The sequence below is a fragment of the Sphingopyxis sp. Geo25 genome (genome assembly GCF_949769135.1).
Lineage (GTDB): Bacteria > Pseudomonadota > Alphaproteobacteria > Sphingomonadales > Sphingomonadaceae > Sphingopyxis.
Window position 1 is genome coordinate 130425 of the sequence record NZ_CATKOZ010000007.1, and the last position, 24373, is coordinate 154797.

Consider the following 24373-nt stretch of genomic DNA (forward strand, 5'->3'; position numbering starts at 1 on the left):
GCCGCGGTGACGGGCAGGCTATCCTCCCCCTCCCGGCATTGCCTTTGCCGCCGGCCCCTGCCAGCATCGCCCACCGGTCGCAATCGACCGGTGGGCGAACTACTGCATTTTACGGACAGATGATGACCGACACGCCGCGCATATTGCTGATCGACGACGAGCCCTCGATCCGCGAACCGCTATCCGAATATCTGGAGGCGCAGGGCTTCGCCGTCACGGATGCCGCCAATGCTTCGGAGGCGCGGTCGGTGCTGCGCGCGCAGGCGGTCGATCTTGTCGTCAGCGATATCATGATGCCCGGCGAGGACGGGCTGTCGCTCACGCGGCACCTGCGCGAGACGAGCAGTATTCCCGTCATCCTCCTCACCGCGCGCGCCGAGGATACCGAGCGGATCATCGGGCTGGAAATCGGCGCCGACGATTATGTCGTCAAACCCTTCAACCCGCGCGAACTGGTGGCGCGCATCCGCACCGTGTTGCGCCGCACCCAGACGGCCGGCCGCGCACTGGACCGCAACGGCACGAGTTATGCGTTCGGGCCGTGGGTTCTTCGCGAGGTCGAGCGCGTGCTCGTCGACGAGGCCGGCGAAGAGGTCGCGCTGTCGTCGGGCGAATATCATCTGCTTCACGCGCTGGTGCGCCACCCGCGACAGGTCATGAGCCGCGACCGGCTGCTCGACCTCGTCCGCGGGCGCGAGGCCGATATCTTCGACCGCGCGATCGACAATCTCGTGAGCCGTCTCCGCAAGAAGATCGAGGACGATCCGGCGCATCCGCAAATCGTCAAGACCGTGTGGGGCGGGGGCTATACGCTCGCCTGCGAGGTCAAGCGCCTGGGCCCGGCCGCGTGAAACTCCGTCTCTGGCCCCGGAGCCTTGTCGGCCAGCTCGTCTTTGCGGTCGCGGTGATGCTGTTTCTTGCGCAGGCGATCAATTTCGTCCTGCTGTCGCGGGGGATGAAGCAGCAGACGCTGGCGCACGGCGGCGGCATGGCGGTCGCGCGCGTTATCGATGCGATCGAACGCGACCGGCGCGGCGAGTTTCGCGGGCCGCCGCGTGACGAAGAATCACGCGAGCGCGCGCAAAAGCTGATGATTTCCGAAACGCCGCCGCGGCTTCCTGCGGGCGCAGTGCGTCTTCCCGAGCTTTCGAACTATGTTGCGGGACTGCTCGACGACACGAATATCCATGCCGATATGGTCGAGGCCTGGGCGCTCCCGCCGAGGTCGCGGCAGCGGCTGCAGCGCGCGGCGTTCCCCGACCGTGCGGTCGTCGTCGTCGCCAAGGTCGACGGGCGGTATTTCGCGGTGCGCTCGCGCATCGCGGCCGGGGGCAACCGTCTGTCGGGTTTTCTGGTCTGGCAGACGTTGACGCTCTACCTGCTGCTTTTGATCCCGATCATGGTGATCGCATATCGCGCGGCGCGCCCGCTGCGCGACCTGACGCGCGCTGCGCGCAGCAATCCGGCGTTGCGCGACACGACCCCGCTCGAGGAGGAAGGGCCGTCCGACGTGCGCGACCTGATCGCGGCGTTCAACGCCTATCGCACGCGCATTGCGACCATGCTGTCCGACAAGGACCGGATGCTCGGCGCGGTCGGCCACGATCTTCGCACGCCGCTGGCCAGTCTCCGCGTCCGCGTCGAGGGAGTCGAGGACGACAGATTGCGCGACAAGATGATCGCCAGCATCGACGAGATGACCGCGATGCTGACCGACATATTGGCGCTCGCGCGATCGGGCTCCGGGACCGAAGCGCAGGAACGCGTCCCGATCCGGGAACTGATCGGCGAACTTGTGGCCGATTATCAGGAGCGCGGCATGGATGTGGCGGACGGCGATGTCGCCGACGTCCATGTCCTCGTTCGCCCGATGCTGCTCAAGCGCGCGCTGCGCAATCTGTCGGACAACGCCCTCGCCTATGGGGCGCGCGCGCGGCTGTCGGTGACCGCTGCAGCCGGCCGGACGCAGATCATCGTCTCCGACGATGGTCCGGGTCTGACCGAGGAACAGATACGGACGCTTGTCGAACCATTCGCGCGCGGCGAGCAATCGCGCAACCGGGCGACCGGTGGGGCTGGCCTCGGCCTCTCGATCGCGCACGAGATTGCCGAGGGCGAGGGCGGGGCGCTGACGCTGGCGAACCGTGCCGGCGGCGGGCTCGATGCAGTGATCGAGCTGCCCGTTCAGGCGTAGATCGCGATCGCCTGGCTACCGCTCAGCACCGGTTCGCCGGCGCGGTTCCACAGCATCATGTCCTGCACCGACACGCCGCCGCGCGCGTAGCCTGTCTTGGCCGAAAGCAGCCACCAGCCGTCATCGGTCGTCGGGGTGCCGCCGAGCATGTTGACGGTCCAGTTCATCGAGCTGATCGGCCCGAACTCGGTGAACAGCGCCATCGCCGCTGGCGGCAGCGCGTCGCCGAGCGCGAGCAATTGGATCGCCGGGTGGCATTCCGGCTGCTCGACAAAGCGCACCCAGGTCAGATATTCGCCGACATCGCTTTTCCAGGCGAAGCGCGGCCCGGTGGTCGGGCGCATATCGAAATGCCGGACGAAAGACGGGCGCGCCTTGTGCTCGGGGACCGGCTCGAGCGTTTCGGGAGCAGGCGCGTCGGGCATCGTCAGCCGGTTGTGATCGAGGTGGCTCGTGCGCTCGCCCGAGAAGGCGAAGACCGCAGCGGTGCCAAAGCCCTGGTCGCTCGACACGCCCGCGTCGATGAAGAGGCTAGACTTCGACTGGCGCAACACGCGGGTATTCACCGTGCAATCGCCGCCGACCGGGCCGACGAAGCTGATCTGCGCATAGCGCAGCGGCGCCTCGCTGGGATGGAGCGCCATCGCGCCTGCGAGCGCAACCGCCGAGCTGATCCCGCCATAGGCGGTGCGGCCCTGCATCCAGCCTTCGTCGATATGCGCGGTCACGGCGTCGCCTTCGACGCGCAGCGTGGAGAGAAGCGCGTCGAGCGCGCCGGGAGAGGTCGTCATCTTTATCCTATTCTTCGATCTGGAACGTCAGTCCGGCATTGGCGGTGAGCCGTTCGATCAGCTTGTCCCCAAGCAGCGCCCCCGGCGTCCAGATACCGCCCGCGCCCTTGTTTTCGAGCAGCGCCATCCCTGTCTCGGCGAGCATCTTCGACGTCGAACCGTAGCCCGGATCGCGGTCGCCCTGCACGCTGGCGCGCACCGTCGCGCCGTCGGGATATTCGCCGATGAACAGGACATCGTAGAAGCCGTTCTCGCGCTCCTCCTTGCTCGGGCCTTCACCGGGCTTGATGCTCGGATCGAACGGGTTCGCCTTCGCCATCGCTTCGGCCATCGCCTTGCCGGCGTCGCCGATCGTCGTCATCACCATCTCGTCATAGACGAGATCCTCGCCCCACGGGTGACCGAGCAGGAAGTTGGTGCGATGGACATTTTTGGTGTTGATCGGCGCCATCACGAAGGGCGCGGTCCAGGTGCCGGTCGCGCTGTCATATTCGGGGACGAGGCCGGTCGGCTGCGACGGTCCCTCGAAGCCCGGGGTCAACGCGAAGGAGGATTTGAGCAGCAGCGCGAGCGAGGGCTTTTTCGCGATCGCCTTGAGCGTCTCGGTCAGGCTCGCGATCGTGCCGCCCGAGGCGCCGCCCGCCATCTTGCGAACGCGGCCCTTGACGCGCGGCGCGGGCTTGCCGTGGCGCTTCACCGCTTCCGCCTGCAGGAAATGGACCCCGAGGTCGAAGGGGATCGAGTCGAAGCCGCACGAGAAGGTGATGCGCGCACCGGAGGCCTTTGCGGCAGCCTCATGCGTGTCGATCATCTCGCGCATCCAGCCCGGCTCACCGCAAAGGTCGGCATAGGCGGTGCCCGCGCGGACGCAGGCGGCGACGAGTTCGTTGCCGTAAAGCTGATACGGGCCTACGGTGGTCAGCACGACCTTGGTGCTCGCGGCCATTGCATCGAGGCTCGCGGGATCGCTGGCGTCGGCGACGATCAACGGCGTTTCCTCGCCGGCGCCGATCAGGTCGCGCACCTCGGCCAGCTTGGCGAGGCTGCGCCCCGCCATCGCCCACTTCGGCGCGTCCTTGCGGCCCTTGTAGTGATGCGCGAAATATTCGGCGACGAGGCGGCCGGTGAAACCGGTCGCGCCGTAAACGACGATGTCGAGATCGCGGGACGCCATGGCAAACCCTCCCTTTACGTAAACGTTAAGTAGAGGCTAGCGCAGACGGCGCGCGATGCCAAGCGCGAAGCGTCAGCGGCGCCACCAGGGGCGGCGGGCGACCACCGGCGCATCGATGGCTTCGGCGCGCCCTTCCGCACGCGCGGCGCGGAGTTCGGCCTCATGCGCCGCGATCTCGTCGTGCCCGCGGCGGCGGAGTGCATCATAGCTCCAGCGCGTGTTGCCATAGCCGAACAGGCAAAGGAGACCGCCGGCAATCGCGAGATTCTTCATCGCCGCCATCGCCTGCATCGGGTCGGTGAAGTCGCGGTGGAAGAAGAGAATGGTCAGGAGCACGAAACCGGCCAGCAGGATCGAGAAGAGACGTGCGTAGATGCCGAGCGCGATACAGATGCCGGCGATCAGCTCGAACAGCCCTGTGGGAACAGCGAGGCCGCCGGGGAGGCCCGCGGCGGATATCATCGCGTTGGTGTCGGAAACATGGATCAGCTTGTTGATCCCCGACACGATGAAAATCACGGCGATGAACAGGCGGCCGATGAAGACGGCGATCATGGACATAGGGCCTCCTCCACGTGCGCCCCGCCCGCTGGTGCAGACAGGACGCGCGGCGAAGGCAATCGGTTCCCGATCAGCGCGGTGTGAAGCTCAGACTCTCGACCTCGCAGTCGGTGCAATCGATTGCGCGCAGCATCGCGCTACCGGAGCCGGCGGGGAGGTCGATCTCGGCGAGTTTGATCGTCTGCCATGCGGCGCCGGCAGCGATTATGACGCCGCGCTCGTCGATGCCGATGCGGCCGCCCTTGGCGGAGCGAACGCGTGCGGTGACGGTCCAGCGACCCGGCCTTGCGACGTCCGCGCTGTAACGCATGAATTCGCCGGTGACGAAGTCGCCGACATAGGGGCTGCCGTCCGCGGCGCGCGCGATGTCGACGCCATCGTTGCGATAGGTCGTGCCATTGTTCCACGGCGTTCGTTCGCCGCCGGTCGCGACATGATAATTGGCGTCGGCGCTGTCGTGATAGGCGACGCCGGCGGGGCCGAGGTCGTAATTGACGGCGCGGATCGTCAGCACGCCCTTGTCGAGCGTGCGCGGAGAAAAGGCCCTGTAGCTTGCGTCATGCGGCTGACGGAACATCGCGTCGATGACATCTGGCTTTGGAACATTCCGGTCGAAACGGCTGTTGCGGGCGAGCGTCATCATCGCCGCATAGGCGGTGTCGGCATCGGGCTTCGGGCCCTTGCCGGTCGCCCAGGCGACGATTTTTGCCCAGCCCGGGCCGGGGTCGATCTCGAGCGGCTGGTTGAAACCGATTTTCTTCAATGGCCAGAAATTCCAGCCGATGCCTTCGCCTTCGACCAGCGCGATCGCGTCACGATACCAGACATTGCTGTTCTCTCCCGACTCGCCGAACCAGATCGGGCGGCCGTAGCTTGTGCGCAGCTTCTTGATGTCGGCGATGCTCGCTTCGTCGTTGCGGTTCCAATATTTGTGGAAGCTGATCGCCATATTGGCGTCCCACGCAGGCGGCAGGCCCCTGTAATTATTGCCCCAGCAATTGCCTTCGATGATCACGATATGCCTTTGGTCGACCTCGCGGATCGCCTTGGTGATGCGCTGCTGGAGCTCCCAGACGCCCTTGTTCTCCGTCTCGTCGCAGCCATTGCCCTTGCCGGGCGTCGCAAAGCTCCAGTTGGGCTCGTTGATCATGTCATAGGCGCCGATCCACGGTTCGTCCTTGTAACGGGCTGCGAGCTTCTTCCACAGCGCGACGGTCTTGCGCTGGTTCTCCGCGCTCTCCCACAAGGAGGGCTTGGTCGGATCGCGGTCTGAGATGGCGAGATCGTTGCCCTGGCCGCCGGGCGCTGCGTGGAGGTCGAGGATCAGGTAGATGCCGTGCTTCCGGCTCCATTCGAGCAGGCGGTCGATGCGCTGGAAGCCATCCTCGAGCCAGGTATCTTCACCGGCCTTGGGCTCTTTGTCGGAGGGGAGGGTGAGCTGGTCGAAATGGATCGGCAGGCGCACCGAATTGAAGCCCCATTTCGCCATCTGTTCGATATCGGCTTCCGTCGTGTGATTATCGAGCCAGGCGCGGTAGAATGCGGCGGTGCGCTCCTCGCCGACCAGTTCGACGAGCTTCGCGCGGATTCTGTGTTGCTGCCCGATCTCGCCGAGCTTCAGCATATAGCCTTCCTGCAGCATCCAGCCGCCGAGTCCCATGCCGCGCAGAATGACCGGCTGGCCGCTGTCATCGACGATCTTCGTGCCCTCGGCCCTCAGCCAGCCTTCGGCGTGCGCGTTGGTGGAGGAAAGCAGCGCTGCGAGCGCGAGCGCAATCGACCCGAATTTCATGTCCTCGTCCCCGGTTATGGATTTATGGGAACGTTATCAATTTTGGCGCGAGGCGCAACCTATCTTCGTCATTGCGAGGAGCCGGAGGCGACGCGGCAATCCAGGGTTTGCGTAAGAACGCCCGGGATTGCTTCGCTCCGCTCGCAATGACGATGCATTAGAGTTTTGGGAGGGTGACGCCCTTCTGCCCCATATATTTGCCCGCGCGGTCGGCGTAACTCGTCTCGCACGGCTCGTTACCCTGCAGGAACAGAAACTGGCACGCGCCTTCATTGGCATAGATTTTGGCGGGCAGCGGGGTGGTGTTCGAGAATTCGAGCGTCACATGCCCCTCCCAGCCGGGTTCGAGCGGGGTGACGTTCACGATGATGCCGCAGCGCGCATAGGTCGATTTGCCGAGGCAGATGACGAGCACGTCGCGCGGAATCCGGAAATACTCGACCGTGCGGGCGAGCGCAAAGCTGTTCGGCGGGATGATGCAGACATCGGTTTCGCGATCGACGAAATTTTTGGGATCGAACGCCTTGGGATCGACCGTGGTGCTGTCGATGTTCGTGAATATCTTGAATTCGGGCGCGACGCGCGCGTCATAGCCATAGGAGGAGAGGCCGTAGCTGATGCAGCCGTCGCGGCGCTGCGCCTCCACGAAAGGCTCGATCATGCCCTGATTGAGGGCGGCTTCGCGAATCCATTTGTCCGAAAGAATGCTCATGCCGCTGTCTTGTCGGGCAGCCGCGCTTCGCGCAAGCGGTCAGTGCCTCCATGTGCCCCTGCGAAGGCAGGGGCCCATCTTCTGCCGTGGCGTTCACCACCGAGCGTGCTGTAAAAGGAGAGCGCCGGTGATGGGCCCCTGCCTTCGCAGGGGCACGGCGATTATTTGACGAGCCCTAAGTCCTTCGGTCCGAAGGCGGCTGGAAGCAATTCGCTGAGCCTGTAGCTGTTCACCGCCGAGCCGTCGCCCGAGGCGCAGTGGACGAGTATGTCGGTCTTCGACCGCTCGGCCGCCTCGTTCAATATCTGGCGGCAGCGGCCGCATGGATTGACCGGATCGCTGCCGATCAGGTCGCCGCCGTCGGGGCGCCCGCCGATGATCGCAACCTCGGCGAGTTCGCCGATCCAGCCTTCGTTGGCGATCTTCGCGACCGCCGCCGTCTCGGCGCAGAGCGTCAGGCCATAGCTCGCATTCTCGACATTGGCGCCGGTGACGACGTCGCCGTTCTTGAGCAACAGCGCCGCGCCGACGTGAAAGCCCGAATAAGGGGCATAGGCGCGGCTCGCGGCGTCGCGCGCGGCGGCGATCAGGGCATCGCGGGTCTCGCTCATGGCGTCTCTCCTTCCGGGCGCAGCACGTTCCAGCCGACGGTGCCGTCGGCGCCGGTCAGGCGAATATAGTGGTTCGCTTGCCACATCGCCCAGGGGTGCGCGCCATAGTCTGGCTCGAAGAAATCGCGGCGCAGCCATGTGGTGCGCGCGATTCCCCGCGTTACCTTGTAATCGCTTTCGAACGACGGGCCGGGCGCGATCAGGCTGCGCTTGCCGGTATGCGCTTCGATCTGCGCGAGGAAGGTCGCGAGTTCGGACAGCAGCAGCGCCCGCGTCGGCCGGTCCGGACAGCGATCGTCATAGTCGAGCCAGACGACGGCGGGCAGCGCGTCGGCGCGGCGCGGGACGTGGCGGATGAAGTTCGCGGCCTGATCGGTCGCAAGCTGGCAGAGGCTGTAGCGATGGATCGCGCCTGCCTGGATCCCGACCTCGCGCGCGCCCGACAGGTTGCGTGCGAACATCGGGTCGACCCCGCTCGCGCCATCTGTCGCGGCGACATAGGCGAAATCGGCGCCCGCGGCCTTGATCGATCCCCAATGAACCTCGCCATTGTCGGCGCTGATCGTCACGCCCTGCAGCGGATAGAGGTCGCGGCTCGGGGTCCAGCGCGCCGCCCACCACAGGGCAAGGCCCGCCAAGAGTACGGCGAGCAGGATCAGTCCCGCGGTGCGGCGCAGGAAATGCGCGATCGCGCCGCGCCAGTTGCCGTCTGCCTTGACCGGTCGTTTCGCTGCGCGCGTCGCCATGCTCAGCCCTTGATGTGGAGCACGCAGATCAGCGTGAACAGCCGCCGCGCCGTGTCGAAATCGACCGCGATCTTGCCGTCGAGCCGGTCCATCAGCATCTCCGCCGCCTCGTTGTGGAGGCCGCGGCGCGCCATGTCGACGGTCTCGATCTGCTGCGCGGTCGCGGTCTTGATCGCCTGATAATATGAGTCGCAGATCGCAAAATAGTCGCGGATCGGACGGCGAAAGCGGCCAAGGCCGAGGATGATAGCCTCCAGCGGCGAACCGTCCTCGCGGCTGATCTCGAAGATCAGGCGCCCTTCCTCGACCCGCAACCTCAGCCGATAGGGGCCGGCATAACCGTCGGGGTGGCCGCGCTGGGGCACGAACTTATTCTCTTCGAGCAGGTCGAAGATCGCGACGCGCCGCTCCTGCTCGACATCGGGGTTGCGCCAGACGATAGACCCCTCGTCGAGGTCGATCGAGATGATGCGCTGCTGCGAGGGATCGGCGACGGTCATGTTGCGAAGAGCTTCTACTTGGCCGGGCGTGAAGGGCAAGGGGGCGACTTATTCACAGCAACCCACAACTATGTTAGGGATGCGGGCATCGCTTGTTGCACCGCCAGAGGTGGCAACGCATGAAGGTCGCCATGCCAGAACTAGCCCTGATTCCCACCCCGGCTCCCGCCGGGGAAGAACGCCAATTACCCCGGAATATCGAGGCAGAAGCGGCCTTTCTCGGTGCGATCCTGATCGACAACCGAGTCGTCGAGGATCTGCCCGTGCAATTGCACGCCGCACATTTCTTCGAGCCGCTGCACGGCCGCATCTTCGCGCAGACGATGGCGCTGATCGAGCGAAACAGCATCGCGACGCCGGTCACGCTGAAACCTTTCTTCGAGAATGACGAGGCGATGAAGGCGGTCGGCGGGGTCGGCTATCTCGCACAGCTGACCGGCAGCGGCGCGGGCCTGATCGGCGCGCGCGACTTCGCTCGGCAGATTTTCGATCTCGCGCTGCTCCGCGAACTGATCGGTGTCGGCCGCACGCTCGTCGACAGCGCGCTCGACACGAGCGAGAGCGTCGATCCGCACGCCCAGATCGAGGAGGCCGAAACCGCGCTCTATCGCGTCGCGGGCGGCGAGGCCGAGATGGGATCGGTCAAGAGCTTCAGCACGGCTAGCCTCACCGCGCTGCAGGCGGCGGAACGTGCGCTCAATTCGGGCGGCCATCTGTCGGGGATCACCACCGGCATTGCCAGCATGAACGCCAAGATCGGCGGTATGCACAATTCGGACTTGATGATCCTCGCCGGGCGTCCGGGCATGGGCAAGACCTCGCTTGCGACCAACATCGCGTACAATGCCGCCGAGCGTTTTCGCCGCGATGAAGAGGACGGTATTCCGCCCGAGAAGAATATGGGCGCGAAAGTCGCCTTCTTCAGCCTCGAAATGTCGGCCGATCAGCTCGCGACGCGCGTCCTCGCCGAACAGTCGGGGGTGTCGGGCGAGGCGCTGCGTATGGGCAAGATCAGCAAGGAGCAGTTTCAGCAGCTCAGCCGCGCCGCGCAGGCGCTGCAGACCCTGCCGCTGTTCATCGACGATACGCCGGGCCTGACGATCGCGAGCCTGCGCACCCGCGCGCGCCGCCTGCAGCGCCGTCACGGCATCGGCTTCATCATCGTCGACTATCTGCAGCTGCTCCAGGGTTCGTCGAAGAGCGGTGACAATCGCGTGCAGGAAATCTCGGAAATCTCACGCGGTCTGAAGACGTTGGCGAAGGAACTTAATGTCCCCGTGATGGCGCTGTCGCAGCTCAGCCGACAGGTCGAAAGCCGCGAGGACAAGCGCCCGCAGCTCTCCGACCTTCGTGAATCGGGCTCGATCGAGCAGGACGCCGACATGGTCCTCTTCGTGTTCCGCGAGGATTATTATGTCGCGGCGCGCGAGCCCAAGCGCCCCGTCGAGGGCGACGATGTGAAGATCCACGCCGCGCACGAGGAATGGGCGGCCGAGATGGAACGCGTCTTCGGCCTCGCCGAGGTGATCGTCGCCAAATCGCGTCACGGTTCGACGGGCAAGATTCGGATGCACTTCGAGGCGAAGACGACCAAGTTCAGTGACCTGGCGGACGAGAGTCAGGCCTATGCGGATTATGAGTAGGCGCTGACCGCTCGCTCGCAATGACGAGGTGATCAGAAAGCCGGATCGTTCGCGGGATCGTCGTCGATCGGGGTGACCGCGGTGTGGATACCGCATTCGGTCTTGTCCCAGCCGCGCCAGCGGCCCGAGCGCGGGTCTTCGCCCGGCTGGACCTTCGATGTGCACGGCGAGCAGCCGATCGAGGGATAGCCTTGCGATTCCAGCGGATGGCGCGGCAGGTCGTGCGCGTCGAAATAGGCGTCGAGGTCGTCGCGACTCCAGTTGGCGAGCGGGTTGAACTTCAGGCGGCCGGTGCTGCCGTCGAGCTCGAAGCGCGGCAGGCCGGTACGAGTCGAGGACTGAAAGCCCTTGCGTCCGGTGATCGAGGTGTCGAAATCGGCCAGGGCCCTTTCGAGCGGCTTCACCTTGCGGATTTCGCAGCAGCCATCGGGGTCGTACGACCAGCGCAGCTCGGTGGCATCCTTTGCTGCCAGTTCCTCGGCGTCGGGCGTCAGATTGACGATATTGAGGCCGAGCTTCGAAGCCAGTTCGTCGCGATAGGCGAGCGTCTCGGGAAAATGCTTGCCGGTGTCGAGGAAGAGCACCGGCATGTCGGGCGCAACGCGGCTCACCAGATGCAGCAACACCGCGCTTTCGGCACCGAAGCTCGACACGATCGCGGTCTCGCCCAGCAACCCCGCGCCGATCACGCTCACTACGACCTCCGCCGCGTCCTGGCCGCGGAAAAGATTGTTGAGGCGGATGACGTCGGCCTGCGTGAAACGCGGTGCCACGTCGATCCGGTCGCGGGTGCGGTCGCCGGCCTCGGGGGGAGAGACTTTCACGTCAGCCATGCCTTAATTTCCATATCGGCACCGCGCCGTCGGCGGCGCCCTGATAATGTTCGGGCCAGCGCGTCAGCGCCGCCTCCACATCGGCCGGATTGAGCGGCTTTTCGGGCGCGAACGTGTCGAAGCCGCAGCGCTTCATATAGGCGATCTGGTCGACGAGGACGTCGCCCTGCGCGCGCAGTTCGCCCGTATAGCCAGCCTCGCGCAGGATGCGCGCCGAGCTGTAGCCGCGGCCGTCGCGGAATTTCGGGAAGGCGACTTCGATCAGCGCGAGCCGGTCGAGATGCGGGATCAGCGCGCGCGCATCCTCGTCGGGCTCGAGCCGCACCGCGGTGGCGTTCGACTGCGACAGGAAGGCGTCGAGCGTGACGCAGGGTTCTTCGCCGTCGCTATGCAGATGCTCAACCATAGATCGCCTCCTTGAAGGGGGCCATGCCGACGCGGCGGAAGGTGTCGACGAAGCGTTCGCCTTCTGCGCGTTCGGCGAGATATCTGTCGGTCACGCGCTCGATCGCGTCGACGATGCCGTCCTCGTCGAAGCCGGGTCCGGTGATTGTGCCGAGCGACACATCCTCCGCGCCCGATCCACCGAGCAGCAGCTGGTAATTTTCGGTGCCCTTGCGGTCGACCCCGAGGATGCCGATGTGGCCGGCGTGGTGGTGCCCGCAGGCGTTGATGCAGCCCGAAATCTTGAGCTTCAGCTCGCCGAGTTCCTTCTGGCGGCCGAGGTCCGAGAAGCGCGTCGCAATCTTCTGCGCGACCGGGATCGAGCGTGCGTTGGCGAGGCTGCAATAATCGAGGCCGGGGCAGGCGATGATGTCGCTGATCAGGTCGAGGTTGGGCGTCGCGAGCCCCGCGGCGTCGAGCGCTTGCCAGATCGTGTAGAGATCGGCCTTGCGGACGTGCGGCAGCACGATGTTCTGCGCGTGGGTTACCCGGAGTTCGTCGTGGCTGTATTGTTCGGCAAGGTCGGCCATCAGGTCGATTTGCGCCGAGCTGGCGTCACCGGGGATTCCGCCGATCGGCTTCAGGCTGATGTTGACGATCGCGTGGCCAGCCACCTTGTGCGCGGCGACATTCTGATCGACCCACACAGCGAAGTCGGGATCGCTGCGGTCGATCGCGTCGGGGGCCGAGGCGTCGAGCGCGGGCGGCGCGAATTGCTTCGCGATGCGGTCGAATTCAGCCTTGGGCGGGTCGATGCCGAGCGACTTCACATGCGCAAATTCTTCCTCGACCTGCCGGCGATATTCGTCGGCGCCGAGCTCGTGGATCAGGATCTTGATCCGCGCCTTGTAGATATTGTCGCGGCGCCCGTAGCGATTGTAGACGCGCAGGCACGCTTCGGCATAGCTCAGCATGTCCTCGAGCGGTACGAAATCCTTGATCAGCGGCGCGATCATCGGGGTGCGGCCCATTCCGCCGCCGACGTAGAAAGCGGCGCCGTGGACACCGTCCCGCTCGACGATCTGGATGCCGATGTCGTGGAGGCGCATCGCGGCGCGATCTTCGTCCGCAGCAATCACCGCAATTTTGAATTTGCGTGGCAAATAGCTGAATTCGGGGTGGAAGCTCGACCATTGGCGGAGCAACTCGGCCCACGGGCGTGGGTCGGTGATCTCGTCGGCGGCGGCGCCGGCCCACTGGTCCGAACTGATGTTGCGGATGCAATTGCCGCTCGTCTGGATCGCGTGCATTTCGACCGATGCGAGGTCGGCGAGGATCGCGGGCGCGTCCTCCAGCTTGATCCAGTTATACTGGATATTCTGGCGCGTGGTGAAATGGCCGTAATCGCGGTCGTATTTGCGCGCGATGTGGGCGAGCATCCGCATCTGGCGGCTGTCGAGCGTGCCGTAGGGCACCGCAACGCGTAGCATATAGGCATGGAGCTGAAGATAGAGCCCGTTCATCAGGCGCAGCGGCTTGAACTGGTCCTCGGTGATTTCCCCGGAAAGGCGGCGCTTCACCTGGTCCGAAAACTCGGCGACGCGGGCAGCGACCATCGCATGGTCATATTCGTCATATTTATACATGTCAGATCACCCAGTCGCCGGCCGTGGGATCGGCGGGTTTCAGTGTCAGGTCGGGGCGCACGGTCGGGCCCAATGCGCGGATGCGGTCCTTGATGTGCGCGGGGCGGGGGCCGTCGGCGGTTTGCTCGCCCGCAATGATATAGGGTGCGTTGACGCGGCGCGCGGCCTCCTCGATGGCGAGGATCGCTTCGCCATGCTCGCCGACATCGGCGGCGTCCTCGATGTGGAGGGACCAGTCGGCGCCGGTCCACCAGGTGACAAATCCTGTCTTCAGGTCGTTGCCCGTGAGCAGTTTCATGTGAAGTCCCTTATTTGAGCCGCGACGCCAGGTGCGCCGAGGCAATCGAGCGCGTCCGCGCGCGCCACAACCTTGCCGACGATGATCAGCGCCGGACTGGCGACCCGTTCGCGCGCGACAAGGTCGCCGAGGTCGGTCAGCAGCGTGCGAAGGACGCGCGCTTCGGCGGTGGTCCCGCGCTCGACCACCGCGACGGGCAGGTCGGGTGAAACGCCGTCGGCGATCAGCTTGTCGGCGATCGCATTGGCGGTCGCAAGGCCCATGTAGATGACCAGGGTGCGGCCATGTCCCGCGAGCCCCGACCAGTCCTGATCGGTCAGATCCTTGCACTGACCCGCGACGAAGGTGACCGCGCTCGCATCCTCGCGGTGGGTGAGGGGGAGGCCGGCCTGCGCGGCGCAGCCCGCCGCGGCGGTAATGCCGGGGACGACCTCGACCGCGATGCCCGCTTCGCGCGCCGCGTCGAGTTCTTCACCGCCGCGCCCGAAGATGAACGGATCGCCGCCCTTCAGGCGCACGACCTGTTTGCCCGCGAGCGTTTCACGCACGAGCAATTCGTTGATCAGCTCCTGCTTCATCGTATGGCGGCTGCGCTGCTTGGCGACGCTGATCCGTTCGATGGGCGCGGGGATCAGCGCGAGTACGCCGTCGCCAACCAGCCCGTCATGAACGACAAGGTCGGCGCTCTGCAGCAGTCGCGCGGCGCGCAAGGTCAAAAGGTCTGGGTCGCCCGGACCGGCGCCGACGAGCCAGAGCTTGCCCGCAGAAGGGAGAGACTTTTCCATGGCATGATAGGTGGTCCAGCATGCCGCGAATGGCAAAGCAGGCTTTATTGACGGTGATGAAGGTAAAATTGCCTCAATACGCCGTCACCCCGGATCAAGTCCGGGGTGACGAGACTGTCTCAGGGTCAGGACACTAAAGATACTTCTTGGTTACAAGCTGCGACCCTTCGGGATCGCGAAGCCCGACCCCGATCGACGCCCGCATCGCGTCGCTTTCGGCGCTCGCGACCGGGTAGGCGCAATAGTCGGCGGCGTAGAAGGCGCTCGGGCGGTGGTTGCCCGACAGCCCGATGCCACCAAAGGGGGCTGCCGATGACGCGCCGTTCGTCGGGCGATTCCAGTTGATCACACCCGCGCGCGCATTCGCCCAGAACTGGTCGTAAAGCTGCGGCGTGCCGCCGATCAGCGAGGCCGAGAGGCCGAAGCTCGTATTGTTCGCCTCGGCGATCGCGGCCTCGAAACTTTCGACGCGAACCACCTGTAACAGCGGGCCGAAATGCTCGACATCAGGCCGCTCCGGCATTGCCGTCACATCGATGATGCCAGGCGTGAGGAAAGGCCTGCCGGCGACCGGCCGCGACATATGGCGGATGACCTGCCCGCCGTTCGACATCAGGATCAGGAAGCTTTCGGTCAGATGGTCGGCCGCCTCATTGTCGATCACCGGCCCCATATAGGGCGCGGGGTCGGCGTGCGGATGGTCGACGATCAGCCGGTTCGACAGCGTCTTGACCGCTTCGAGAAGCGGCTCCGCCATGCTTTCCTTGACGATCAGGCGGCGCGCGTTGCTGCAACGCTGCCCGGCGCTCAGGAAAGCCGATTGCACCACCAATATGGCGGCGGTCGCGATGTCGGCGGTGTCCCACACCACGACCGGATTGTTGCCGCCCATTTCGAGCGCGAGGATCTTGCCCGGCTTGTCGGCGAACTGGCGGCTGAGCGCGACCCCGGTGCGCGCAGACCCCGTAAACAGCAGCCCGTCCAGCCCGTCATGGCCGGCAAGCGCCTTGCCGGCGTCGGGGCCGCCGATGACCAGGCGCAGCACCTCTTCGGGCACGCCCGCGCTGTGGAACAGCTCGACAAGTTTCGCGCCAACCGCGGGCGTCTTTTCGGAGGGCTTGAACACCACCGAATTGCCCGCGAGCAGCGCGGGGACGATATGGCCGTTCGGCAGATGCGCTGGAAAATTATAGGGACCGAGGACCGCAAGCGTGCCGTGCGGCTTGTGGCGCACTGCATTGCGTAGCCCCATGGCGCCCTCGATACGGCGGTTGGGCGTGCGTTCGGCATAGGCCTTGATCGAGATATCGACCTTGTTTGCGACCGATTCGACTTCGGTCCGCGCCTCCCACAGCGGCTTCCCCGTCTCGCGCGCGATCAGGTCGGCGAGCACTTCGCCTTCGGCCTTCACCCGGTCGGCAAAGCGGCGGAGCGCTTCGGAGCGGAAGGCAACCGCCTTCGACGCCCATGCGGGCCAAGCGCCGCGCGCGATCGCGACTTCCCGGTCGACATCGCTCGCCGCCCCGCGCCACAGTTCGTTGCCGGTCGCGGGTTCGAAGGAAAGCAGCGTGTCGCTCATGGTCCCCCGCCTCTTATCGGTGAAAGCAGATGGCGGCAACCGGCCTGACCGCGCCGATGCGACGGATGGCTTGCGCCGGGCGCGCTGGGCGGCGATAGACGCGCGAGGGGCGATGGTTGCGGCGACGAGAAGGGGACGCGCGATTTCGGCAAGGCAGGACATCATGCGCGACTGGGACGACCATTATTGGTGGTCGCACGACGGCGTCCGCCTGCACGCGCGCATCTATGCGGGGCCGAAGGGCAGCGAGGCCGCCCCGCCGATCCTCTGTATGCCGGGTCTCGCGCGTAACGCCCGCGATTTCGAGGCGCTCGCCCCGCACATGGCGGCGAAACGGCGGGTGATCGTCGCCGAATTCCGCGGTCGCGGCGAGAGCGCCTATGCCAAGGATCCGATGACCTACGTCCCGCTCACCTATGTGCAGGACGTGGTCGCGCTGCTGGACGAGCTGGCGATCGAGCGGTTCGCGACGGTCGGCACGTCGCTGGGCGGGCTCGTTTCGATGCTTCTCGCGGCGACCCAGCCGGGACGGATCGTCGGGGCGGTGCTCAACGATGTCGGGCCCGAGCTGGAAAAGGCGGGGCTCGACCGTATCCGCGACTATATCGGCGCGGGCGGCAGCCAGCCGACGTGGATCCACGCGGCGCGCGCTTATGGTGAGCTTAACGCCGCTATCTATCCCGCCTATGACATCCACGACTGGCTGCGCATCACCAAACGCACGCACCGGCTGACGCAGGAAGGGCGGATCGTCACCGACTACGACAAGCAGATCGCTGCACCGCTGCGCGTGCCGAACGGCGGCGACGCGGGGGTCGACCTGTGGCCGGCCTATCAGGCGCTCGGTGATGTTCCGGTGCTGATCCTGCGCGGGGCGCTGTCGGACATCGTGTCGGCCGGAGCGGCACGCAAGATGGCGGATGCCTTGCCCAAAGCGCGGCTCGTCGAGGTGCCGCACGTCGGCCACGCCCCGACGATGGACGAGGGCGAAGCGCGCGCCGCGATCGATATGTGGATATCGGACCTGCCGCCGACGTGACGGGCAACAGCGCCCCCGTGCGGATCTTGCACCTCCATTCCGGCTTTTCGCTGGGCGGGAAGGAGGCGCGCGCTATCCGGCTGATGAACCTGATGGGGCCGCGTGCGCGGCATGTCATCCTGTCGGCGATGCCCGACGCGCTGGACGCGCGCGCTGCGATTGACCCCGGCATCGACGTGCGTTTCCCAGCCGATGCACCTCCGCTCCATGGCAAGCCCGGGCCGTCGCGCTATCGCGCGCTCGCGCGCTATATGCGGCGCTTCGATCTGGTACTCAGCTATAATTGGGGCGCGATGGACGGGGTGATGGCGCACCGGATATTCTCGCCCTTCCTGCACCTGCCGCCGATGATCCATCACGAAGACGGCTTCAACGAGGATGAGAGCCTCCGTCGCAACCGGAAGCGCAACTGGTTCCGCTATGCCGCGCTGCCGACGACCGAGGCGCTGGTTGTGCCGTCGATGCAACTCGAACGGATCGCCGCCGACGAATGGCGCAAACGGCGGCGCGTGCAACTGATCCGCAACGGGATCGACGTTGCCGCTTACGCGCGCGGTCCCGACGTGCCGATCCCGGGGTTCGAGCGGCGGAAGGGCGAAGTGGTGATCGGCACCGTTGCCGGGCTGCGCAAGGTCAAGGATTTGCCGCGGCTCGTCCGCGCCGTCGCCACGCTGCCGGGCAATGTCCGGCTGGTGATTGTCGGCGAAGGGCCCGAGCGTGCGGCGATCGCCGCCGAGGCGGCCGCTGCCGGGATCGCCGACCGGCTGGTCATGCCCGGCTTCATGGCCGAGCCCGCACGCTGGATCGGCCATTTCGATATGCTCGCGCTGTCGTCGCGGAGCGAACAGGCGCCGATCGCGGTGATCGAGGCGATGGCGGCAGGCTTGCCCGTGGTCAGCCCCGACGTCGGCGACGTCGCGGCAATGGTGTCGGGGCAGAATTACCCCTTCGTCGCTGCCGACGAGGCCGCCTTCCGCAAGGCCTTGGCAACATTGACCGAAGACGCTGCGCTTCGCGCGCGCATCGGCCACGCAAACCGCGATGTCGCGGCGGCGCGCTTCGACGAATCAATCATGGTCGCGGCCTATGAAAATCTCTATGGTCGCGCGCTCAAGGGTCGCAGCCTTTTCTCCGGGGAATAGGAGGCGCCCCCATTGACTTTCATGGCCGGCTTCCGCTTACGGAAGCGGTAGACGGGGGTTCCGGCGCGACGAAGGCCAGGCGGAGAGAAAGAGGTTTAGTGTGTTCAAAGGTTTGAAGCCCATCCTTTACGGTGGCCGTGAAGTGTGGCCGCTCGTCGAGGGTGGCAAGGGCGTATCGGCGACCAACCATATGTCGAGCGGCGCATGGGCGGCGGCGGGCGGGATCGGTACCGTTTCGGCGGTCAATGCCGACAGCTACGACGCCGACGGCAATGTCATTCCGCAAATCTATCGCGCTGCGACGCGCAAGGAGCGTCACCAGGAACTCATCCAATATGCGATCGACGGCGCGGTCGAACAGGTGCGGCGCGCCTATGACATCGCGAGCGGCAAGGGCGCGATCAACATCAATGTGCTCTGGGAAATGGGCGGCGCGCAGCAGGTGCTCGAGGGCGTGCTCGAAAAGACCAGGGGCCTCGTGACCGGCGTGACCTGCGGCGCGGGGATGCCGTACAAGCTCAGCGAGATCGCGGCGAAGCACAATGTGAATTACCTGCCGATCATCTCGTCGGCGCGCGCCTTCCGCGCGCTGTGGAAGCGCGCCTATCACAAGGTCGCCGACCTGATGGCGGCGGTGGTGTACGAGGATCCGTGGCTTGCGGGCGGTCACAACGGCCTGTCGAATGCCGAGGATCCACGCAAGCCCGAGGATCCCTATCCGCGAGTCAAGGCGCTGCGCGACACGATGCGCGCCGAGGGAATTTCGGACGACGTGCCGATCGTGATGGCCGGCGGCGTCTGGTACTTGCGCGACTGGGAGCATTGGATCGGCAATCCCGAACTCGGCCAGATCGTCTTTCAGTACGGCACGCGTCCGCTGCTGACCGAGGAAAGCCCGATCCCGCAGGAGTGGAAGGACCGCCTCCGCACCCTCGACGAGGGCGACGTGCTGCTCCACCGCTTCTCGCCGACCGGCTTCTATTCGAGCGCCGTGCGCAACCCGTTCCTCCGCGATCTCGAAGCGCGTTCGGAACGCCAGATTCCCTATTCGAAGCAGGAAGCGGGCGACCATGTCGTCCAGCTCGACGTCGGGGTGAAGGGCAAGAATTTCTGGGTCACCCCGCACGACCGCGACCGCGCGCGCGATTGGGTTGCGGAGGGCTATACCGAAGCGCTCAAGACCCCCGACAACACCGTTGTCTTCGTCACCGATACCGACAAAAGCGTAATCCGCAAGGACCAGGCCGACTGCATGGGCTGCCTTTCGCACTGCGGCTTTTCGGCATGGAAGGACCATGACGATTATTCGACCGGCTATCTCGCCGACCCGCGCAGCTTCTGCATCCAGAAGACGCTGCAGGACATCGCGCACGGCGGCGACGTCGAACAGAATCTGATGTTCGCGGGGCACGCCGCATTCAACTTCAAGACCGATCCCTTTTATTCGAACAACTTCACCCCGACGGTGAAGCAGCTGGTCGACCGGATTTTGACGGGGGATTGATCTCCCCGTCCTTGCGAGCGAAGCGAAGCAATCCAGAGCGGTCTTGCGCCGCCCCGCGAGGCTGGGTTCAGGCCCAGCCCTCCAGCACCTGATCGGGCGGGCGATGCCCGTCGCACCAGGCGCGGATGTTGGCGATAACCTTTTCGCCCGACGCCTCGCGGCCCTCGATCGTCGCCGAGCCGAGGTGCGGCAGCAGCACGACGTTGTCGAGCGCGAGCAGCGCCGGGTCGACCGCGGGTTCGTGCGTATAGACGTCAAGCCCCGCGCCCGCGATACGGCCGGTCTGGAGCGCCGCGATCAGCGCCTTCTCGTCGATGATCTCGCCGCGTGCGGTGTTGATGAGGTAAGCGGTCGGCTTCATCGCCCCGATCCGCGCGGCATTCACCAGCTCGTGCGTTTCGGACGTATGCGGGCAATGGATCGTCACCACGTCGCTGATGCGCAGCAGCGTGTCGACACTGGCGTGATAGCTCGCGCCCAGTTCCTCCTCGATCGCTTCGGGCAGGCGGCGGCGGTTGTGGTAATGGATCGACAAGCCGAAGGCGCGGGCGCGGTGCGCGACCGCCAGCCCGATCCGCCCCATGCCGATGATGCCGAGCAGCTTGCCGCCGACGCGGTGGCCGAGCATCGCGCTCGGTGCCCAGCCGGCCCATTTGCCCGATCGCATCAGCTTCTCGCCTTCGGCAAGGCGGCGTGGCACGCTGAGGATCAGCGCCATCGTCATGTCGGCGGTGTCCTCGGTGAAGACGCCCGGGGTGTTCGACACCATGATGCCTTTCGCGCGCGCGGCGGAGAGGTCGATATGGTCGACGCCGGCGCCGAAATTGGCGATAAGCTTAAGCCGTTCGCCGGCCGCGCCGATCACTTCGGCGTCGATCTCGTCGGTCACCGTCGGCACCAGCACGTCGCAGTCCGCGACCGCGGCTTTCAATTCGTCCTTGGTGAAGGCGTGATCGTGCGCCGAAAGCTGGGCGTCGAACAATTCGGCCATGCGCGCCTCGACATGCGGCATCAGCTGGCGGGTGACGATGACGCGCGGGCGCTTCGGGCGGGATGAATCGGGCATGGCCGCGGGTAGAGCGCGCCGCGGCACGGGGGTCAAGAGGGGGCGGCGCGAAAAGGCTGGGGACGAACGCATCCTTTTGCGCGGCGAACGGTTGAAATGCCGGCACGACTTTGACAAGGCAAGGGTATGACCAGCCGCCAGATCCTGACCAGCCTGTTGCTGCTTGCCGCCGTGGGACCGGCCGCCGCGCAATCCGACGTCGAATTGCCCTATTGGGCGTCGATCAGCGTCGACGAGGCGCGGATGCGCAAGGGGCCGTCCCCCGACGTGCCCGTGACGTGGGAATATCGGCGCAAGGATCTGCCGGTGAAGGTGATCGCGCGGCACGAGACCTGGCGCAAGATCGAGGATCCCGACGGCACACAGGGCTGGATGGCGGCACGGCTGCTGAGCCGCACGCGCACCGCGATCGTGACCGGCGAGATCCGTCCGATGCGCGAGGAGCCCGATACGTCCGCCGCGGTCGCCTTTCGCGCGCAACCGGGGGTCGTCGGCCGGATCACCGACTGCCAGAAAGGTTGGTGCCTGTTCAACGTCGGTGGCCGCAAGGGCTGGATCCAGACCGACCATATCTGGGGCGACTGATCGCGCCCCTGCGGCAGACGTCAGGCGCGCCTCGTCATTGCTTCTTCGGGGTCACCGTCACGACCGTACCGTCGTCGGCGGTGGCTGTGAAACTGCCGTCGGCGGCGGGTTTCGAAACCGCCCAGCACATGCCCATCTCGTCGCCTTCGGGATCGAAGCAATCCTTGCCGTCGTGGGCGGCGAAGAGTCCCTTCACCTGCTTGCCCTTGGCATCGGTGTCGACATAGGTGCCGTCGGCGTTGATCGTGGTCGTGCCCATCGTGCCGTCGGCCATCTTCACGTCATAGGTGCCCGGGGCCGTTCCCGAGTCGGCTGCCGGTGCGGGCGTCGCTTCGGCGACCGGTTCGGCAGGCGTTTCCTTTTTCTCTTCAGTCTTTTGCGAACAGGCGGCGAGCATCGAAAGCGCAGCCAGCAGGACGATTTTCTTCATCGGACCTCTCCCCATCCAAGGTGAGGCGAAGCTACGCCGATCGACGCGGCAAGCAAATGCGAAAAGGGCCGGACGATTTTCGCGCCCGGCCCTTCCCGATCCGCCGTCATTTAGCGCCAGCGGAACTCGTTGCGATACACCTTGACCACCTTGCCGGTTCGCACGTTGACCAGCAGCAGATCGTTATAGTGGCGGACATAGGTCAGGCCCGCACCCGCCCGCGGCACGCCCCAACGGCGGTCCCATGCGGGGCGATAGGCCGGGGCGTAATAGGTGGGACGCAGCGCCTGCCCGACGCGGAACTGCTGGTAGCGGAACGGAGCGCGGTAATTCTGATAGCGCGCGTCGCGGCGCCAGTCGCGCTTGTCCTCGCGATATTCGCGCTTCGCATCGCGCACATCGTCACGCGCATCGCGGACGTCGCCGCGATCGCCGTAGCGCTTGGCGTGGTTCAGGTCGCGCTGTTCCTGGCGGATGTCCTGACGGTCGCGACGGAGTTCGCCGGTCTGGGCCTGTGCCATCGCCGGGACCATCATCGCGGCGATCAGGCCGGCGGTGAGAATTTTGCTCTTCATTGTGCCATTCCTTTGCATCGTCAGGGGGAGGGGATCTGCCCGATGACAAGCATGGAATAGGCGCGCCGGTTTGAACCAAACCGGAATGACGCGTTTATTTTCAGGTCATTAGTGTCGCAATTTGTCGCGCCCCAAACGACGAAAGGGCGCCGTCTTGCGACGACGCCCCGGAACTTTCGCCGAAAACGGTTCAGACCAGCTCGACCGCCACCGCCGTCGCCTCTCCGCCGCCGATGCAGAGGCTGGCGATACCGCGCGTCTTGCCGTGGCGCTGGAGCGCGGCGATCAGCGTCGTGATGATGCGCGTGCCGCTCGCGCCGATCGGGTGACCGAGCGCGGTCGCGCCGCCGTGGACGTTGATCTTTTCGCGCGGGATGCCGAGGTCGTGCATCGCGAACATCGCGACGCAGGCGAAGGCTTCGTTGACCTCGAACAGGTCGACGTCGCCGATCGACCAGCCCGCCTTGGCAAGCAGCTTGTTGATCGCGCCGACCGGGGCGACGGTGAAGTCCTTCGGTTCCTGCGCGTGCGCGGCGTGCGCGACAAGGCGCGCGACGGGCTTCGCGCCCTTGGCGTCCGCGACCGACTGGCGCGTGAGAACGACGGCAGCCGCACCGTCCGAAATCGACGAGCTGGTCGCGGCGGTGATCGTGCCGTCCTTGGCGAAGGCGGGCTTCAGCGTCGGGATCTTGTCGGGCATCGCCTTGCCCGGGGCCTCATCGGTGTCGACGATCACGTCGCCCTTGCGGCCGGCGATCGTCACCGGTGCGATTTCGGCGGCGAAGGCGCCGTCGGCGATCGCGGCCTTGGCGCGGCTCAACGATTCGAGGGTATATTCGTCCTGCGCCTGGCGGCTGAGCTGATAGGCGTCGGCGGTATCCTGCGCGAAAGTGCCCATCGCGCGCCCGGCTTCATAGGCATCTTCCAGCCCGTCGAGGAACATATGGTCATAGGCGGTGTCATGGCCGATGCGCGCGCCCGAGCGATGCTTCTTGAGCAAATAAGGAGCGTTGGTCATCGATTCCATGCCGCCCGCGACGACCAGATCGACGCTGCCAGCGGCGAGCGCTTCGGCGCCCATGATCACCGTCTGCATGCCCGAGCCGCAGACCTTGTTCACGGTCGTCGCCTGCACCGACTTGGGCAGGCCCGCCTTGATCGCGGCCTGACGCGCCGGCGCCTGGCCGAGCCCGGCAGGCAGCACGCAGCCCATATAGATGCGCTCGATATCGTCGCCGGCGACGCCCGCGCGTTCGACCGCCGCCTTGACCGCAGTCGCGCCGAGATCGGTCGCGCTCGCGTCCGACAGGGCGCCCTGCATGCCGCCCATCGGGGTGCGGGCATAGGACAGGAAGACGACGGGATCGGTGGCGGTCATGGCATGAGACTCCGTAGGGGAAAACTGGATCGGCGGCGCGTTTAACCCAAATGCTGCATCTGCGAAAGGGGCATCACGCCGCCGACACCGACCCGTCAAAGTTCAGGAAAGGTCAGCCCATTGGCGAACCCGTCGAATCCGACGCTGCGGAATGGAGGACGAGTGAATGGCGTGGCGGATCGGGAAGAGACTGCGCATCCGCCAGCTTGAAGCATGGCCGGATATTGTAGGAAAGCGGTTTTTGGGGATGGCGTTTGGGGAAGGGCGGCGAAGATCGATATGGCTTGTTGAAGGTCCGGAAAGGGGTGGGGAGCGTCACAGTCCGCCACCCCTCGTCACCCCGGACTTGATCCGGGGTCCAGAAGGCGAGGGTGCCCATGGATCCCGGATCAAGTCCGGGATGAC

25 protein-coding genes are annotated in these 24373 nt (G+C 65.7%); 7 read left to right on the top strand and 18 right to left on the bottom strand.

What is annotated here, in order from left to right; translation table 11 throughout:
- Nucleotides 1–122 precede the first annotated feature (122 nt).
- On the top strand, nt 123–851 hold the full coding sequence (locus tag QOL68_RS16400) for a response regulator (RefSeq protein WP_204994088.1): 729 nt from the start codon (nt 123–125) through the stop codon (nt 849–851).
- Nucleotides 848–2194 carry a sensor histidine kinase gene (locus QOL68_RS16405; protein ID WP_282950124.1) on the top strand — a complete coding sequence of 449 codons (1347 nt, stop codon included), beginning with the start codon at nt 848–850 and terminating at the stop codon, nt 2192–2194. Before QOL68_RS16400 ends, QOL68_RS16405 begins: the two co-directional genes overlap by 4 nt.
- Here QOL68_RS16405 and QOL68_RS16410 read toward each other — a convergent pair.
- The 8 genes from QOL68_RS16410 to QOL68_RS16445 form a co-directional block, all read right to left on the bottom strand.
- On the bottom strand, nt 2185–2985 hold the full coding sequence (locus QOL68_RS16410) for an acyl-CoA thioesterase (RefSeq protein WP_282950125.1): 801 nt from the start codon (nt 2983–2985) through the stop codon (nt 2185–2187). The two genes, QOL68_RS16405 and QOL68_RS16410, sit on opposite strands and share 10 nt — an antisense overlap.
- Before the next feature lie 7 nt (nt 2986–2992).
- Nucleotides 2993–4159 (bottom strand): saccharopine dehydrogenase family protein, encoded by a 1167-nt coding sequence (locus QOL68_RS16415; RefSeq protein WP_282950126.1) that lies wholly within the window; start codon nt 4157–4159, stop codon nt 2993–2995.
- A 72-nt stretch (nt 4160–4231) separates the two neighbouring features.
- A complete protein-coding gene (locus tag QOL68_RS16420; RefSeq protein WP_282950127.1) occupies nt 4232–4720 on the bottom strand; it encodes a DoxX family protein in 489 nt (162 codons plus the stop codon).
- Between the two features lie 70 nt (nt 4721–4790).
- The gene (locus tag QOL68_RS16425; protein ID WP_282950128.1) at nt 4791–6512 is read right to left on the bottom strand and encodes a cellulase family glycosylhydrolase; all 1722 of its coding nucleotides are present in this window, start codon (nt 6510–6512) and stop codon (nt 4791–4793) included.
- A 157-nt stretch (nt 6513–6669) separates the two neighbouring features.
- Nucleotides 6670–7224, bottom strand: coding sequence for a dCTP deaminase (dcd, locus tag QOL68_RS16430; RefSeq protein ID WP_058454783.1), 555 nt, complete (start codon nt 7222–7224; stop codon nt 6670–6672).
- A gap of 161 nt (nt 7225–7385) precedes the next feature.
- Entirely contained in the window at nt 7386–7835 is a 450-nt protein-coding gene (locus QOL68_RS16435; protein WP_282950129.1) for a cytidine deaminase, read from the bottom strand.
- Nucleotides 7832–8581: a glycoside hydrolase family 25 protein gene (locus tag QOL68_RS16440; RefSeq protein WP_282950130.1), complete on the bottom strand. Its 750-nt coding sequence runs from the start codon at nt 8579–8581 to the stop codon at nt 7832–7834. Before QOL68_RS16440 ends, QOL68_RS16435 begins: the two co-directional genes overlap by 4 nt.
- Before the next feature lie 2 nt (nt 8582–8583).
- A complete protein-coding gene (locus QOL68_RS16445; protein ID WP_282950131.1) occupies nt 8584–9081 on the bottom strand; it encodes a UPF0262 family protein in 498 nt (165 codons plus the stop codon).
- 131 nt (nt 9082–9212) lie between these two features.
- On the opposite strand from QOL68_RS16445, the gene QOL68_RS16450 reads away from it, so the two are divergent.
- Complete coding sequence (locus QOL68_RS16450; protein ID WP_282950132.1) at nt 9213–10724, top strand: replicative DNA helicase; 1512 nt, start codon at nt 9213–9215, stop codon at nt 10722–10724.
- 32 nt (nt 10725–10756) lie between these two features.
- On the opposite strand, the gene QOL68_RS16455 is transcribed toward QOL68_RS16450, so the two are convergent.
- The 6 genes from QOL68_RS16455 to astD all read right to left on the bottom strand — a co-directional run bounded on the left by QOL68_RS16455 (nt 10757) and on the right by astD (nt 16249).
- Complete coding sequence (locus QOL68_RS16455; RefSeq protein ID WP_204994070.1) at nt 10757–11557, bottom strand: phosphoadenylyl-sulfate reductase; 801 nt, start codon at nt 11555–11557, stop codon at nt 10757–10759.
- Nucleotides 11550–11963, bottom strand: a complete 414-nt coding sequence (locus QOL68_RS16460; protein ID WP_058454778.1) for a DUF934 domain-containing protein — start codon at nt 11961–11963, stop codon at nt 11550–11552. The genes QOL68_RS16455 and QOL68_RS16460 overlap by 8 nt, the downstream gene beginning before the upstream one ends.
- Nucleotides 11956–13587: a nitrite/sulfite reductase gene (locus QOL68_RS16465; protein WP_282950133.1), complete on the bottom strand. Its 1632-nt coding sequence runs from the start codon at nt 13585–13587 to the stop codon at nt 11956–11958. The genes QOL68_RS16460 and QOL68_RS16465 overlap by 8 nt, the downstream gene beginning before the upstream one ends.
- 1 nt (nt 13588) lies before the next feature.
- Nucleotides 13589–13885 (bottom strand): DUF2849 domain-containing protein, encoded by a 297-nt coding sequence (locus tag QOL68_RS16470; protein ID WP_282950134.1) that lies wholly within the window; start codon nt 13883–13885, stop codon nt 13589–13591.
- On the bottom strand, nt 13882–14670 hold the full coding sequence (gene cobA, locus QOL68_RS16475) for a uroporphyrinogen-III C-methyltransferase (RefSeq protein ID WP_282950135.1): 789 nt from the start codon (nt 14668–14670) through the stop codon (nt 13882–13884). Before cobA ends, QOL68_RS16470 begins: the two co-directional genes overlap by 4 nt.
- A 133-nt stretch (nt 14671–14803) precedes the next feature.
- Nucleotides 14804–16249, bottom strand: coding sequence for a succinylglutamate-semialdehyde dehydrogenase (astD, locus tag QOL68_RS16480; RefSeq protein WP_282950136.1), 1446 nt, complete (start codon nt 16247–16249; stop codon nt 14804–14806).
- 163 nt (nt 16250–16412) lie between these two features.
- Here astD and QOL68_RS16485 point away from each other — a divergent pair, with 163 nt between their 5' ends.
- The 3 genes from QOL68_RS16485 (at nt 16413) to QOL68_RS16495 (ending at nt 19934) form a co-directional block, all read left to right on the top strand.
- Nucleotides 16413–17288, top strand: coding sequence for an alpha/beta fold hydrolase (locus tag QOL68_RS16485; protein WP_282950137.1), 876 nt, complete (start codon nt 16413–16415; stop codon nt 17286–17288).
- The gene (locus QOL68_RS16490; protein WP_282950138.1) at nt 17261–18430 is read left to right on the top strand and encodes a glycosyltransferase; all 1170 of its coding nucleotides are present in this window, start codon (nt 17261–17263) and stop codon (nt 18428–18430) included. Before QOL68_RS16485 ends, QOL68_RS16490 begins: the two co-directional genes overlap by 28 nt.
- Before the next feature lie 100 nt (nt 18431–18530).
- Complete coding sequence (locus QOL68_RS16495; RefSeq protein WP_282950139.1) at nt 18531–19934, top strand: NAD(P)H-dependent flavin oxidoreductase; 1404 nt, start codon at nt 18531–18533, stop codon at nt 19932–19934.
- 67 nt (nt 19935–20001) lie between these two features.
- Here QOL68_RS16495 and QOL68_RS16500 read toward each other — a convergent pair whose 3' ends face one another.
- Entirely contained in the window at nt 20002–21000 is a 999-nt protein-coding gene (locus QOL68_RS16500; protein ID WP_282950140.1) for a 2-hydroxyacid dehydrogenase, read from the bottom strand.
- A gap of 126 nt (nt 21001–21126) precedes the next feature.
- On the opposite strand from QOL68_RS16500, the gene QOL68_RS16505 reads away from it, so the two are divergent.
- A complete protein-coding gene (locus QOL68_RS16505; protein ID WP_282950141.1) occupies nt 21127–21585 on the top strand; it encodes an SH3 domain-containing protein in 459 nt (152 codons plus the stop codon).
- Between the two features lie 34 nt (nt 21586–21619).
- On the opposite strand, the gene QOL68_RS16510 is transcribed toward QOL68_RS16505, so the two are convergent.
- From QOL68_RS16510 to QOL68_RS16520, 3 genes are all read right to left on the bottom strand, one after another.
- Entirely contained in the window at nt 21620–22015 is a 396-nt protein-coding gene (locus QOL68_RS16510; RefSeq protein ID WP_282950142.1) for a hypothetical protein, read from the bottom strand.
- Between the two features lie 110 nt (nt 22016–22125).
- Nucleotides 22126–22590, bottom strand: a complete 465-nt coding sequence (locus QOL68_RS16515) for an RcnB family protein (protein ID WP_058454769.1) — start codon at nt 22588–22590, stop codon at nt 22126–22128.
- A 190-nt stretch (nt 22591–22780) separates the two neighbouring features.
- Complete coding sequence (locus QOL68_RS16520) at nt 22781–23968, bottom strand: acetyl-CoA C-acyltransferase (protein ID WP_282950143.1); 1188 nt, start codon at nt 23966–23968, stop codon at nt 22781–22783.
- Between the last annotated feature and the right edge of the window lie 405 nt (nt 23969–24373).